General features: G+C 47.7%; 14 protein-coding genes. 10 read left to right on the top strand and 4 right to left on the bottom strand.

What is annotated here, in order from left to right; genetic code table 11:
• Window positions 1-129: 129 nt before the first annotated feature.
• A complete protein-coding gene (locus H6F93_RS21340; protein WP_190685030.1) occupies window positions 130-1,563 on the top strand; it encodes an NB-ARC domain-containing protein in 1,434 nt (477 codons plus the stop codon).
• Between the two features lie 10 nt (window positions 1,564-1,573).
• A complete protein-coding gene (locus H6F93_RS21345; RefSeq protein WP_190685033.1) occupies window positions 1,574-1,840 on the top strand; it encodes a helix-turn-helix domain-containing protein in 267 nt (88 codons plus the stop codon).
• A 238-nt stretch (window positions 1,841-2,078) separates the two neighbouring features.
• Here H6F93_RS21345 and H6F93_RS21350 read toward each other — a convergent pair whose 3' ends face one another.
• From H6F93_RS21350 to H6F93_RS21360, 3 genes are read right to left on the bottom strand one after another with little or no spacing between them, the layout of a single operon-like run.
• Window positions 2,079-2,588, bottom strand: a complete 510-nt coding sequence (locus H6F93_RS21350; RefSeq protein WP_190685036.1) for a DM13 domain-containing protein — start codon at window positions 2,586-2,588, stop codon at window positions 2,079-2,081.
• Window positions 2,589-2,633: 45 nt separating this feature from the next.
• The gene (locus H6F93_RS21355; protein ID WP_199313875.1) at window positions 2,634-2,795 is read right to left on the bottom strand and encodes a hypothetical protein; all 162 of its coding nucleotides are present in this window, start codon (window positions 2,793-2,795) and stop codon (window positions 2,634-2,636) included.
• A gap of 12 nt (window positions 2,796-2,807) precedes the next feature.
• Entirely contained in the window at window positions 2,808-5,117 is a 2,310-nt protein-coding gene (locus H6F93_RS21360) for a glycosyltransferase family 2 protein (protein ID WP_524537991.1), read from the bottom strand.
• Window positions 5,118-5,643: 526 nt separating this feature from the next.
• On the opposite strand from H6F93_RS21360, the gene H6F93_RS21365 reads away from it, so the two are divergent.
• The 6 genes from H6F93_RS21365 to H6F93_RS21390 all read left to right on the top strand — a co-directional run bounded on the left by H6F93_RS21365 (window position 5,644) and on the right by H6F93_RS21390 (window position 11,361).
• The gene (locus H6F93_RS21365) at window positions 5,644-6,171 is read left to right on the top strand and encodes a DM13 domain-containing protein (protein ID WP_190685039.1); all 528 of its coding nucleotides are present in this window, start codon (window positions 5,644-5,646) and stop codon (window positions 6,169-6,171) included.
• A gap of 206 nt (window positions 6,172-6,377) precedes the next feature.
• Window positions 6,378-7,802, top strand: coding sequence for an NAD(P)/FAD-dependent oxidoreductase (locus tag H6F93_RS21370; protein WP_190685043.1), 1,425 nt, complete (start codon window positions 6,378-6,380; stop codon window positions 7,800-7,802).
• Window positions 7,803-7,896: 94 nt separating this feature from the next.
• The gene (locus tag H6F93_RS21375) at window positions 7,897-8,400 is read left to right on the top strand and encodes a MauE/DoxX family redox-associated membrane protein (RefSeq protein WP_190685046.1); all 504 of its coding nucleotides are present in this window, start codon (window positions 7,897-7,899) and stop codon (window positions 8,398-8,400) included.
• 45 nt (window positions 8,401-8,445) lie between these two features.
• Window positions 8,446-8,655 carry an Lrp/AsnC ligand binding domain-containing protein gene (locus H6F93_RS21380; RefSeq protein WP_190685049.1) on the top strand — a complete coding sequence of 70 codons (210 nt, stop codon included), beginning with the start codon at window positions 8,446-8,448 and terminating at the stop codon, window positions 8,653-8,655.
• Window positions 8,656-8,740: 85 nt separating this feature from the next.
• Window positions 8,741-10,543 (top strand): Rieske (2Fe-2S) protein, encoded by a 1,803-nt coding sequence (locus H6F93_RS21385; RefSeq protein ID WP_190685052.1) that lies wholly within the window; start codon window positions 8,741-8,743, stop codon window positions 10,541-10,543.
• A gap of 47 nt (window positions 10,544-10,590) precedes the next feature.
• Window positions 10,591-11,361: a Mut7-C RNAse domain-containing protein gene (locus H6F93_RS21390; protein ID WP_190685055.1), complete on the top strand. Its 771-nt coding sequence runs from the start codon at window positions 10,591-10,593 to the stop codon at window positions 11,359-11,361.
• On the opposite strand, the gene H6F93_RS21395 is transcribed toward H6F93_RS21390, so the two are convergent.
• Window positions 11,318-11,731: a hypothetical protein gene (locus tag H6F93_RS21395; protein ID WP_190685059.1), complete on the bottom strand. Its 414-nt coding sequence runs from the start codon at window positions 11,729-11,731 to the stop codon at window positions 11,318-11,320. The genes H6F93_RS21390 and H6F93_RS21395 overlap by 44 nt on opposite strands.
• 444 nt (window positions 11,732-12,175) lie before the next feature.
• Between H6F93_RS21395 and H6F93_RS21400 the strand changes: the two genes are divergently transcribed.
• Complete coding sequence (locus H6F93_RS21400; RefSeq protein ID WP_190685063.1) at window positions 12,176-12,511, top strand: DUF4870 domain-containing protein; 336 nt, start codon at window positions 12,176-12,178, stop codon at window positions 12,509-12,511.
• A 274-nt stretch (window positions 12,512-12,785) separates the two neighbouring features.
• Window positions 12,786-13,097: a hypothetical protein gene (locus H6F93_RS21405; RefSeq protein ID WP_190685068.1), complete on the top strand. Its 312-nt coding sequence runs from the start codon at window positions 12,786-12,788 to the stop codon at window positions 13,095-13,097.
• Window positions 13,098-13,392 lie beyond the last annotated feature (295 nt).

A 13,392-nucleotide genomic window follows, 5' to 3' on the forward strand; every position in this document is an offset into this window, starting at 1 on the left:
TCCCAACTTCTTAATGCAATTTTTTGCTTTTCCAAAATCGGAAAGTAATTTGTTTCTAAATTAATCTTCTTCTAAGAAGAACAAGTCATGATAACGACAATTGTTAGAAATGCTTGGGGTAGATCCGTAATGGCAAAAACTCTGCGTAGCCCTCAAAGATACCGTGGTTTTGTCTTGACTACTGTGGGTTTGCAAAAGCTACAGGAACAAATTAAGCAGCTAGAAATTCAAACTCGATTGCGGCAAAGCCCTCGGACAATCGCAGAGCGGGTCCAATTGAGTGAACCTGAAGGCATTCACCCGATAACGGTTAGAAAGATTCTTAACGGCGAAAACGGAGTAGACAAGCGATCGATCCAACTCATTTTTCGGATATTACAGATCCAGCTTGAGGAGGGGGATTATGCTCATGCAGGTTTATGTCACCAATCTACTGAAGTTCAGCCATCTGTGAACGCACCCGCAACAGCATCTTTAAAGGTAGTCTCTCCAGTTAAGCATCAGGATTGGAGTGAAGCAGTGGATGAAGCTCACCTCAGTGGGCGGGTTCATGAGTTAACTCAGCTTAATCAAGCAGTCATTACTGAGCATTGTCGATTCGTGCAGGTCTTAGGAATTGCAGGGGTCGGAAAAACGGCGTTAGCAACCATGCTAGTGAAGGCAGCCCAGCCTGAGTTTGAGTTTGTGATTTGGAGGTGCCTTCACCATATTCCGACGATTCCGACCGTTTTGACCAGCATTCTTCAGTGTCTGAGTAAACGAACGGAGGAAAATTTCCAACTACCAACTCATATTGAAGAATTGAAAGGGATGCTAATCGAACAGCTCCAGAAACACCGCTGTTTATTAGTGTTTGATCACTTTGATGCAGTTTTGTGTGGCAGGCAGTATGCAGGCTATTGTCGCCCAGGATATGAAGCCTATGGTGAATTGCTGCGAATTGTTGCAGAAGTTCCTCACCAAAGTTGTTTAATCATCACCAGCCGAGAAAAGCCAAGAGCGATTGGACTTGAACGAGAATCTTATATTCGATCGCTTCAACTCAACGGCTTATCACTATTGGAATGTCAACAGATGTTTGGCAACCACAGTGAACTAGTTGGATCTACAGACGAGTGGCGATCGCTTGTTGAACTGTTTGCTGGAAATCCATTAGCGTTAAAAGTGGTCGTGGTTTGTATTCAAGACTATTTCAACGGTCGTATTTCTAACTATCTTCGATATCTCAATCATGGGCAGTTGTTGTTTGGCGATCTGCGTGATCTACTCAGCCAACAGTTCAATCGACTCTCTGAAGTAGAACGAGAATTAGCTTGTTATTTGGCTCTTCATCAGACACCAGTCTCAATATCGCAGTTCTGCAAGGATATTGCTCTATTAAGCAATCAACCATACTTGCTAGAGGGACTAGATTCGCTCAATCGGCGATCGTTGCTACAGCGGCAGGGAGCTCACTTCAGTCTTAATCCAATGATGCAGATATATATCAACGAGTGCCTGCCTGAGCCGCAAGATACCTTCTCATCGAAGCCAAAGCTCAAGCTCATATCCCATCAAAATTAGAGGTTGAATTATGACTTCCCAAGAAGCCTTGGAAATTGTAGAACGGATTTTACCACCAGGGACATTAACCTCGGTCAAAACATTGGTATTCCATCATTCCTGGAACGGTAGGGAATATAGGGCGATCGCCAAAGAAGCAGGTTATGACGATTGTTACATTCGAGAAGCAGGTGCCGAACTGTGGCGATCGCTTTCAGAGGTTTTGCAAGAACCTGTTAAGAAGAAAAACTTTCGCGCTCTGCTAAAACAGAAATTTAGCAATCAAACGATGATGTGACTGATCAGTAAAAGAGGTGATGCGAGCGTTGCTGCAACGAAGAGTAATTAGCTTAAAACTCTTACCTAATAAATGTTGTACACTCGCAGATGTGCCAGGGCAAAGACACCAAGTAGCCAAATTTGAATGCCCTGCTAAAAGTCAGTACGATGAGCCGGAGCTATGTCACCTGTTGCTCGACAATAATTCCAGTGAAGCTGTAGGGCTGTCCGTCGGGGGTAGTTCATTCTCGCTGTTTCTAACCTTCAAACTTAGCTACCCCAAATGTGGCGTTAAACTGGCGACACCAAATTGCAGCAGATTTGTAATCGTCTAGATTTACCTCTTCAGGAATTAGGTAGCGCTGAGCGCCAGTAAACTCCTCAAGCGGAGCCAGAATGACATAATCCCCCTCTTGTAAGGGATAAGCAGGTGGCTCAGTCGTTGCCAACACATCATCAGAACGATGCAGAATTACAAATAGGTCTGGCCCTTGATCGCTGGTTTTGAAGGATTCATCTAGCTCTAAATAACGTTCACTATTTTCAGTTACAATTTGAACCATTCCTTCGGTTGGGGCTTCTCCGGGCACAAAGGTACCAGATTTTGTGGAAGCCTCCGACGCGGCAGGTGCATCCGTCGAAGCCGTAACCTCTGCGCTAGGGGAAGGACTTGCGGTCTCGCTCACAGGCTGTTCAACAGCTTGTTCAGCACAGCCTACAGATAAGATAAGAAAACTGGCAAGGATACTCAATGGAGCAAATTTCATTGGTTAAAACCTCTTAAACAACGTGAGTTTGAAAATGCGATTGGGTTACGCATTGGGGCAAGAAGGCATACAGCTGTAGTTAACGCAGCTTCCACCCAGTGCATCGCGTTCAAATAAGATAACCTTTCGTCCGTCTTTAGCAAAAGCAGCCGCAAGTGGAATTTCACCCTGACCACTGCCAATCACAATTAAATCTGCGGTTTCCATAAATTTTTTACCTCAATCAACGTGGGCAACGGCGATCGCTCTAACATTTGCCTGACGGTCAAATAGGAATCGCGGTTTAAGCAGGATTTTAAGCAGCAACCCCAGAGATTCTAACTCTCCGGGAGAGCAGCGACTCTTCCACTGCCCCGGACGGCAATATAACAGTTCTACTAATCCTCTCTGTTGATCCAGGGTGAGAGCTTCAAACAAAACTTGCACAATTGGATATTCATTGCTCAGATCAGTCCGCGCAATTTGCCCCGGAAAGGTTAATTCTTCTTCCATCAAAGTTATTTGCACAGGTAACGTTTTTACTTCACTCATAGCTAGATGGTTAGTTTGAGTTAATGCAATCTCTGCTCCAATTTCTGAGATTGCAGTGGTGAATCCCCAAAGCATTTGTTCACCCACTTGAATCCGTGCGGTGCGGCGCAAGTTATACCATTCATAGGGACTAGTGCGAGGCACATCTACCAAAATCAGCAGGGCAATGCTTAACATCAGCAGATTGTAAGCACTCCACACCCAGCCCAAACCGATCCCCTTCAACTGTTCCGCCACTTCTACGGGCATACTGGGCTGCCAGGTTCCCATGATCAGATAAGTGCCCAGGTTCATCCACAAACTGATTGCCGTCACCAAAAACATGGCAATCAGTGGAAAGGCTAGCTGCCAGTTAAAGGAGAAGCGATCGCTTACTCCTCCTTTGGGAGTCACCTTAAAACCTTTGCCAAAGGGATTGAGCATGACTTTAAACACGGTAATTGCTAGCGGAAACGCTAACACCAGTGAGTAAACGTCAGATAGCACGGCGGAGCGCGATCGTGAGTTGAGCCAGGAGAAGGTACTAATTTGCACCAGGTAGAAGGGAATGAAGAAATACAGCACGTCTGCTCCTGTGGCTCGAACCGGAATCACACCCAGAAAGGCATAAGCCAGAGGCACAAACAACAACCCAACCCGTGCCGGACTGGTGAACCAGTGCAGCAGTCCTTCCAAATGTGCCAATCGTTGCAACAGATTTAACCCTGGAATTGTGAGTGGGTTGGATTTGATGAAAAAGGCTTGCAACGTTCCCTGTGCCCAACGGGTTCGCTGGAGTGCCTGAACTGCAATATTTTCAGCCGCCAGTCCTGCACTTAGCTTTTCATTCAAGTAAAGAACCTGATAGCCACTTGCCGCTAATCGAATTCCGGTAAAGTAGTCCTCACTTAACGACTCCGTGACAAAGCATCCGGTTGCGATTAATGCCGATCGCCGCACCACAAAGGATGTTCCTGCACAAATTACACCTCCCACACCATCCCGGATCGGCTGGATCTGGCGATAAAACACCTCTTCGTCAGGCGTAAGCGTATTCTCTAAGCCAAGGTTACGGGCGATCGGGTCAGGATTGTAGAAGGTTTGAGGAGTTTGCACCAGTGCCACCTGAGGATCTTGAAAGAAGCCAAGCGTGCGGGTGAGAAAGTTGCGGGTGGGCACAAAGTCAGCGTCAAAGATCACGATGAGTTCGCTGCGGGTGTGGGCGATCGCATAATTCAGACTCCCAGCTTTAGCATGGCGATTGTTGGGGCGCGTCCGATATTCACAGCCTAACTCTGTCGCCAATGCCTCCACTTCCGGTCGTCGAGTATCATCGAGCAAATAAATCGTTTTTGCCTCATAGTCCAACGCCTGACAGCCAATTATCGTGCGCCGCAGGATAAAGCTAGGTTCGTTATAGGTAGGAATTAAGATATCAACAGTAGGTAAATAGGTCTTATTGATCACCGCTTGCGAAAGGCGATCGGCTTCAGGACGGCGATCGTTGGTTCGCAATAACAACATGAGTTGAATAATGCCGCCGCTCAGCAGCATCAGCTCCATTAAAAATAAGCTGATGCTGAATACTCCATTTAGAGGTGTGCTGAGGTTGAGGGTGGAGAGCGATCGCCACAGCAAATAGCGGATAGCTAGAATTAACAGAATGCCTACTACAATTGTTCTTGACCAGGTACGCGGTCGTGGAGATATCTTGGTGATAGCAATCACGACGAGCATCAGCGCTACCGTCCAAAACAGCAGGTAGTTCCCAACCATCATTGGCGCTTCAATCCACATGGGTGAGCTTGCCTGAAGCTGATCCAACTGCTGAAAAAGCGTGCTAATCGTACCCTCTCCAGCAAACCAGGCAGCCGTAATTGCGCCTGACAACACCACAATCCCCAACATAACCAGGGTTGCAAAGTGCGGAGATGACATTCTCCAACGACGCAGAATAGAAATGGGATGGTGAGGTTCTACATTCATCAATTTACCCAGAGCTTCTAGGCATTCTGTCAAATATTCCTATTGCTTAGGTCTATCTTTCACTTGAAGATAAGGAGAACTTTAAGAGCAAACTTACTTGCTATATGGCATTACAGGTGACAAAGAAAAAGCGTTGTGTATACACAGCAGCTTTTAGAAATGCGTCGACAGAGTCACTCGTTTAGCCTACGATTTAGCCAAAATAACCAGTAAAAACATGAGACTGGATGAAGTCGTGGGCGACCTGGGGCTTCAGTTTGCCCCATTCACGCTTCAAAAAATGATTCATGCAGGGAGTCTATTAAATAAGTTTTTCCTTAACTTCGATTTCATCTTTTTCCACAGAGCTGACTTAAGCACAGATACTTCGTTCAAGTCTTGCGTTACCTCAAGGCTGCTTGTATCTACAAGGAAAAGGAACTTCCTGTTGATGATCTTTTCTGAGAACTCTCAGGGCTAACTCAGGCAACTCTCAGTTTCGCCGTGCATTCTAACGGTTAGTCCGATCGCCCAAGCAACAGATCATTCCAAAAACATTCTAACTAAGAGAGGTTTCTGCATGAAGATCAAATCAATTAAGCACCATTCAATTGTGAAATTTGGCATGGTTTCAGTTTTAGCGTCAGCACTTTCAATTGCCGCTGCTGCTGCCACCATTGCTAATCCTGTTCATGGAACCTTCGGATCGGTCATTGCAACCGAAAGCCTAATTGCTCAAAGTGAGTCTATCGTTGCCCTAGCTGGAACTTTTGTTGCAGCAGAGGCACCCACTACGGGGACAGCCCAAATTATTGAAGAAGACGGACAAAGATATGTTGTATTAGATTCCGCCTTCAGTACCACCGATATGGCTCCTGATCTACACGTCGTTCTAGAAACTTCTGAAGTTCCACCAGGTAGCTACTCTAGTTTTGGTAGCTTTGTAAACTTGGGTGCGCTGCAAAGTGTCACGGGTGAACAGCGCTATCCCATTCCAGATTCGGTTAATCTATCAGAGTTCAAATCCGTCTCAATTTGGTGTCGCACGGCTAACGCAACAATGGGCTATGCCGTCCTGGGAGGTTCAAGCAGCGCCAGCATTCAATAGCCTCAATTGACACTGCTAACAGTTCACTGGTTCCTAGTTCCTACTCCAAAAAGGCGTAGGTTGGGTGAAGCGTAGCGTAACCCAACAAAATTCAAGCCCGTGTTGGGTTACGCTCTGTTCCACCCAACCTACAGTTTCTATTCCACCCAAAGTATGTTGTATCTTTTGCTAACCGATTCCCAGTTCTCTAGTTAGATGGGGAGATCATGAATCCGTTAAGTCCAACCGTGATCTTAGGTGGTGGTTTTACTGGATTGCTGACGGCATTACACCTTTGCCATCACCGACACTCTCGACCCATTGTTTTGATCGAACAAGCGGACCGATTTGTGTTTAAGCCACTCCTATATGAGTTGTTGAGTGGTGAAATGGCCGATAGCCAGGTTCAACCTCGCTATGCAAAACTGCTAGATTGTGACGGCATCACGTTTGTGCAGGATACGGTTCAGGGGATTGATCTGCATCAGCGACAGGTTAAGTTAGCCTCTGGATTGCAATATAGTTATGGACATCTTGTGCTGGCATTGGGAAGTACAACAAACTACTTTGGCATTCCTGGAGCAGAAGACTACACCTTTGCATTTCGCACGGGTGAGGATGCACTATCGCTGGGACGGCACTTGCGAGCGTGTCTCCAGCAGGCAAGTCAAACCGATGATCTAGAGCGTCGTCGCGTCCTGTTGACGGTGGCGATCGCCGGAGCAGGTCCGTCTGGTGTAGAAATGGCTGCTACCTTAGCAGACTTGTTGCCCCAGTGGTATCGAAAGCTCAATGGTAACCCTGAAGAAATTCAAATTTTTATCCTCAATCGTAGTAAGGAAATTCTTAAAGGAGACATTAATAGTCATTTGCGGGAAGTAGCTGAAAAAGCGTTGAAGAAGCGCACCATTCCCGTGCAACTTGTGACAGAAGCAACAGTCAGCGCCATTCATCCAGAGTGTTTGCAATACAAGCAGCAGGGACATGAGAACAAGCTTGATGCGGCGACAATTATCTGGACAGCCGGAACTGCCGTTCACCCTTTGCTCAAGCAACTAGACATTCCTGCTGACCGGCGCGATCGCTCTGGTCGCCTGCGAATTACGCCCACCATGCAGCTACCTGATTTTTCGGAGGTGTTTGTAGGTGGGGATAATGCGGCACTGGACATGATGCTACCTGCAACAGCGCAAGTTGCTTACCAGCAGGGGGCTACAATTGCCCACAATGTGATGGCAATGGTGCAAAACAAACCTCTTAAACCCGTCAAAGTTACCCTTCGAGGAACCTTGATGAAACTAGGATTAGGGGAGGCAGCTGCTAATTTATTCGATCGCTTTATCATTTCTGGGCGATCGGGGCATTTGATTCGTCAGGGCACCTATTTAGAGCTTTTGCCAACCCCTATTCACAACTTTAGGGCGACGGTAGATTGGCTCACCTATGAAGTTTTTAGCCGTCACAGTCAACCTAACCTATCCAGTCAACCTTCCCTTCATCTATTGCAACGGTTGGGAGATATTGCGGCCGTTTTGGTGGTAATCAGTAGCAGTGCATTGTTTTGGCGAGCAATCCAGCCCAATCAATTTAGTCAGGTGTTGCGACCGACGGGTTTACCTGTGTTGTTAGATCAGTTACAGCAAAGCCAGTAGTGTTTTCAGGCATTGCTAACTAGATAGATGAATTTTGTAGGGGTATTTCGCGAAACGCTTCTACAGGGAAACCGATACTTTAGGAAAATTTCAAATGCTTCAAGACACTTTTGATCAGCGAGTTGGATTAAAGAGCGAACGCAGCATGGTGATCACGGCGATCGCCACCATGCGCGTCCTCTTAGGCATCTTTTTTATCCTTTCAGGAATCGCCAACTACATCTACTTTCGCACCCCAGGTGGTTTCTTTGAAACAGTGACACAGAGCAAGCTAGCTCTCTGGGGCTGGGGATTTCAAGGGGTTGGACCTTTGCCCGCTTTCCTTGCTTTGCCCTATGCCTATCTGCTTCCGGCAGTCGAAATGATTGTGGGAGCCGCCTTTGTAGTAAACCGTTGGGTGCGCTGGGCTGGCATCATCATGATGCTCATGCTCCTGAGCTTTATTCTGGCTTTTGGTCTAATTGGACCAGGTGGACTATTGCCTAATAACCAGGGCAACTGGGACAAAAATGTGTTTATGCTAATTGGAGCGTGGATTTGTGCGGCTTATGACCACTACCGCGTTAAGCGGCAAAATAGAATGAGTGAGTTAGGATAAGTAGCTCAACGTTGTTATTACCTCATGATAAATTTTTGAAGGGACTTGATTATTGCTAAGCCCCTTCAAAAATCGGATAGCTTGTCAGGTTGCCATCGCGTTGTGGGCAACGAATATTACATCTTGAAAGCAGTTCTCCCTTCCATGCAACACCTGGAAGGGATGATGGAGCGATTTCTCCAACTGGGAGCGGTCGAAGTTTCCATCGTTTTGTCTACAGTGGTGACTGACAAAGCAATTCCAAACCAATCTTGATCGCGGCAGTCAAGAAACTAAAGGAAAGTCTTTACAAACTAAGGGGACTTGCTTAGGATATTTATAAAGTTAATTCTTTATAAATATGAAATCTATTTCGGACCGACCTCAATCACTTGTTCGTGCTGCAACTCTGGTAGAACTTCAGGAAAAAGGACAGTTACTCGTCCGTTTAAACCAGCAACCCATTGCGCTGTTCTACAGCGACGATCGCGTCTATGCGATCGATAACCGTTGTCCACACATGGGTTTTCCACTACACGGCAGTGTGTGTAAGGATGGGATTGTCACGTGCCCGTGGCACTATGCTCGGTTTGACTTGGCAAGCGGCGGCACGTTTGATTCTTGGGCAGATGATGTGCGATCGTTTCCCGTACAGATTCGAGATGGGGAGATTTGGATAGACGTTACCCCCCTGGATAACCTCAAAGTTCATCATCAGCAACGATTACAGGATGGACTGGAGCAAGGCATTTCACTGGTTATTGCGAAATCAGTGATCGCATTACTAGATTTGGGAATTGCGCCAACTAAGCCCTTTCAGGTCGGGCTGTCCTTTGGCACTCGCTACAACAAAACCGGATGGGATACGGGGCTAACCATGCTCACCTGCATGATGAATCTGCTGCCCTACCTTGATGAAAGCGATTGCCCCCGTGCCCTCTATCAGGGACTTTCTGCTGTTGCGCGTGACAGTGCAGGGTCTCCTCCTCATTTTCGAGTACACCCCCTGCCGACAACTCACTTAGATTTTGTGACCTTAAAAGCCTGGTTTCGTCAGTTTATCGACCAGCGCGATCGCGAGGCGGCTGAACGGTGTTTGGTGACCGCAGTAGAGCTTGGAATCAGTCGTACTCAGATTGCCGAAATGTTATTTGCAGCAGCAACCGATCATCGCTACCTGGATGTGGGGCATGTGCTGGATTTTATCAATAAGGCATTAGAGGCATTAGATGCGGTTACTCCTTCGGAGCACGGCGAGGCAACCGATTGGCAAGAAGCTGAACCTGTTCTGGCAAGTCTTGTGGCAGGGTTGGCAAATGCAACGCGCATGGAAGAAGCCAGTTCATGGCGATATCCGGTGGATTTGGTAGCCATTCTAGAAGAGGCATTTGAGCAATTGCCTGCTGTGCTAGAAACTGGAAAATCTCATCGAGGAGAGTGGGTTCAACCTCCAGAATTCCTTTCCGTGTTATTGGGAGAGGATGCTCAGGCGATCGCCAATGGTTTGTTAGATGCATTGCGGTCGGGCTGTACTGAGGAACAGTTAGCCCAAATCGTCACCTATGCAGCTGCCCTGCGCGTTGCCCGATTCCACACGAATAATGATCATGGAGATTGGAACAGTGCCCACCATCCCTTTACCTTTGCGAATGCTGTCCTACAGGGAATTCGTCGGGTTCCAACGGTTGAGCTACTTCGGGGTGTATTTGATGCAGCTATGAGCGTTTATTTGAACCGATTTCTCAACGTGCCGCCTGCGCGCTTACCGGACGCTAAAGATACTGTTGCCAATCCTGAATCTTTATTGGAGAAATTGCCTGACCTGCTCGATCGCCAGCAGCAGGTCAACGAAACGGGTCGATTGGTGGCGCAATATCTTTATAGCGGTGGCAATCCTAAAGCTCTGATGACCGTGCTGGCAAAACTAATGTTGCGCGAGAATCGAGATTTTCATGTGATGCAATCGATGGAAGCGGCATTTCGCCTGTATTCTCAACTCACCAATCCTGTGGAAGGGGTACCTGTACTGGTAGCAGCGGCGCGATATCTGGCGGCTCATGCGCCCACGATGCGATCGCAGGAGCAAACTTATCAGATGGCATATCGATTACACCGAGGCGATCGCTTGTTTGAGGATACAGAATCAGAAGTGAATGCGGACTAATTTGATCAGCGCAATTTGATAAGCCAACGTCACGCTCCAGCGATAATATGCCCCATGCCTTTTTTCGCTTTTATAGCAGCCTGAATGATTTCCTGCCACCCCACCGTCGGCAGGTGGAATTTGAGCGTTATATCAAAGACCGAGGTTCTATCAAAGATGCGATCGAAGCGGTAGGAGTCCCTCATCCCGAAATTAACCTGATTATTGTGAATGGGGAATCGGTTAGTTTTGGCTATCTGGTGCAGGAGGGCGATCGCATCAGTGTCTATCCCCAGTTCACCACGTTGGATATCACACCCGTCTCCCAGGTGCAGCCCCCAACGCTATCGCCGATGCGCTTTGTGGTGGATGTGCATTTGGGCAAGCTGGCAACCTATTTACGGTTGTTGGGCTTCGATACCCTTTATCGCAATGACTACAACGATGATGAACTAGCTCAAACCTCTAGCCAGGAACAGCGCATTCTCCTGACTCAAGACCGGGGACTACTGAAGCGAAGCATTGTTACTTATGGGTATGCGGTTCGTTCACACAATCCAGAGGAGCAGATAGTGGAGGTGTTAGCGCGGTTTAGGCTGTATCCTGCGATCGCCCCTCTTCATCGCTGTCCTCGTTGCAATGGTGAAGTAATCTGGGTGGATAAAGCTGATATCCAACACCAAATTCCCTACTATACCCATCTTTACTATGACGATTTCACCCAATGCCAGAACTGTGATCAGGTCTACTGGCGGGGTGCTCACTATGAACGCATTCAGTCTTTGATTGATGAGGTTAAGGGTCAAGCGATGGCTCCAGTCGTAGACCTGGTTGACTGACAAAACTCCTAAAACCACTGATATACCATAGCCACTGTACGACGGGTTGGGAGAGTGCAGTGATTGTCCAATCATATGTCTGGTTGGCACTCAGCGAATGTGAGCGGCTAGAGGTAGAGGAGAGTCCTTGCAGACCGGAGATGGTGAAAGGTTTCTCAGATTCGCCGTCGTGCATATAGGCAGATAGGTCGGGGTCAGCCTGACGGACCTGATCGAGAAACCAGGCGTGCAGCCCAATCGTATATTGCGGGTAGAGTGAGCTGTCCTGGAGGGGCTGTAGTTGTAGGGTCAGCCCGATTAGCTCTGTGTCTTTTGACCAGGTGAGATCAACTGCATTTGGATTACATTTGCGACGTGAGCAAGGAGTCATAGGCGGTTGTTTCACTCCGTCTCCCACTGGGGATGATGTCTAGAGTAAGGTTAGAAAACCCGGTTGCGTGCAGAATACGGCAGTTTATAAAGCCGTTTCGTTAAGAAGCATTATTGGGTGTACGGGCGAAGCATTCGGCAAAAGAATTGTGCCTTGGTGGCAGGGATTGTGACGGAACGCTTCGCCCCTATCGATGCCGCTACTCTACGGACGGTGGTATTAGATGTAGGTCTTTGACGATTGGGGCATTGCTGATCTGACGCCTCTCAATCTGTTGGCTACACTTGAAGGGTAAAGTCACAGCATTAATCAACCCACATAAATTTGACAGTTTAGTTTTGCAAGCGCAAAGCGCTTCGAGAAAACAGACTTTTAAGGCTACCGCAATGTGCGGAGCCCCTGATTAAATTTACGTGATCAGCTTAACGGGTGATGAATCGGGCCATGACTAATCTAGAGAAACGCAAGCTGTTGTCAGCCGTCAGCCACGGGGTTTTGCTCTTCAATGTTGCGGTTTTGCCGCTGTTAGTTCCGATTGCGGTTTTGGTTCTCTCTGACGACCCAATTGTGCAGCAAAATGCTAGAGAAGCACTTAACTTTTTCATCAATATTGTTGTCTATATCTTCCTTTTCTTACTGTTGTCCTTCATTGGAATCGGCTTGCCACTGTTGTTCTTAACGCTGTTTGTTAGCTGGCTGATGCCGATCATTGCTACAGTTCACGCACTGACCCAGCTAGACCGACCCTATCGCTACCCATTTATTTTGCGAGTGTTGTAATTTTTCTACTTGACTAACCCTATTCCGATAAGATTTAATTCTGCAATGCGACTTCGACAGAATGAGTTCTTTCAAGTTGCAGACCCAAAAATTTAGTTGCGCTGCCGAAAGTTGTTACCAGCAACTCCCGACAGCTAACCCTTTCGACTGATTGAGGCAGTCTGAGGGCTGAAGGTATTTTATCCCTATTTTCAGCCGCTCCAGTTTGTCATGACGTTTGGGGCGGCTAAATTTTTGGGTTTTCCTCCCCGTCGTTTCATCTCAAGGAAAACCCATGACCAACAGCTACATCACCCACACCGCAGCACCTACCCTGCTGCAACCGAATCCTGCACCCGTTTTCACGCCACAGCTACAGCCCTTGCCCCTGCGCTACCCCAACCGTGAGCCAATTCGCCATTTGCTAATCGGTTCACCCCCACTTGTGCAAAACACAATTCACCAGTTACACAACCTGCACTACGCCGAAGCAGGCTTATGGAGTCCAGAAATCCCCCCGGCTGAGTCAGAACTCAGGCTGACGCTCAACCCCGGAGAAGTCTTGCGAATCTTGCTGCGCTATGTGGCGATCGCAGACACACACTAGCCCTCGTAGGGTGCGTTGCTGCAAGCAAACACACCCTATAGAAACTCACTATTTTTGTGTAGGGGCGAAGCATTCGGCAAAAGAATTGTGCTTTTGTCGCAGGGATTGTGCCCGAATGCTACGCCCCTTGTATGTAAGCGCCAGCATCAGCGAGACTGCTGATAGACCCTGTCAGGAGTGAGGTACTCTGATTCGCCCCTAGGGATAACCAAGCCTGTACGTAGATTAGACCTCAGCCTGACGGTGCGCTTTGTTTCCGCTCCAGCGGAGTCTGAACAAGTATCACAGAGTGGTT

This window comes from Leptolyngbya sp. FACHB-671, assembly GCF_014695745.1.
GTDB lineage: Bacteria > Cyanobacteriota > Cyanobacteriia > Elainellales > Elainellaceae > JAAUTN01.

Excerpts from the sequence above, each read along its gene's own strand:
- H6F93_RS21355 (WP_199313875.1), bottom strand. The coding sequence starts at position 2,795 with ATGGAAACCGCAGATTTAATTGTGATTGGCAGTGGTCAGGGTGAAATT.
- H6F93_RS21405 (WP_190685068.1), top strand. The coding sequence starts at position 12,786 with ATGACCAACAGCTACATCACCCACACCGCAGCACCTACCCTGCTGCAA.
- H6F93_RS21370 (WP_190685043.1), top strand. The coding sequence starts at position 6,378 with ATGAATCCGTTAAGTCCAACCGTGATCTTAGGTGGTGGTTTTACTGGA.
- H6F93_RS21365 (WP_190685039.1), top strand. The coding sequence starts at position 5,644 with ATGAAGATCAAATCAATTAAGCACCATTCAATTGTGAAATTTGGCATG.
- H6F93_RS21340 (WP_190685030.1), top strand. The coding sequence starts at position 130 with ATGGCAAAAACTCTGCGTAGCCCTCAAAGATACCGTGGTTTTGTCTTG.
- H6F93_RS21400 (WP_190685063.1), top strand. The coding sequence starts at position 12,176 with ATGACTAATCTAGAGAAACGCAAGCTGTTGTCAGCCGTCAGCCACGGG.
- H6F93_RS21385 (WP_190685052.1), top strand. The coding sequence starts at position 8,741 with ATGAAATCTATTTCGGACCGACCTCAATCACTTGTTCGTGCTGCAACT.
- H6F93_RS21345 (WP_190685033.1), top strand. The coding sequence starts at position 1,574 with ATGACTTCCCAAGAAGCCTTGGAAATTGTAGAACGGATTTTACCACCA.
- H6F93_RS21350 (WP_190685036.1), bottom strand. The coding sequence starts at position 2,588 with ATGAAATTTGCTCCATTGAGTATCCTTGCCAGTTTTCTTATCTTATCT.
- H6F93_RS21390 (WP_190685055.1), top strand. The coding sequence starts at position 10,591 with ATGCCCCATGCCTTTTTTCGCTTTTATAGCAGCCTGAATGATTTCCTG.
- H6F93_RS21375 (WP_190685046.1), top strand. The coding sequence starts at position 7,897 with ATGCTTCAAGACACTTTTGATCAGCGAGTTGGATTAAAGAGCGAACGC.
- H6F93_RS21395 (WP_190685059.1), bottom strand. The coding sequence starts at position 11,731 with ATGACTCCTTGCTCACGTCGCAAATGTAATCCAAATGCAGTTGATCTC.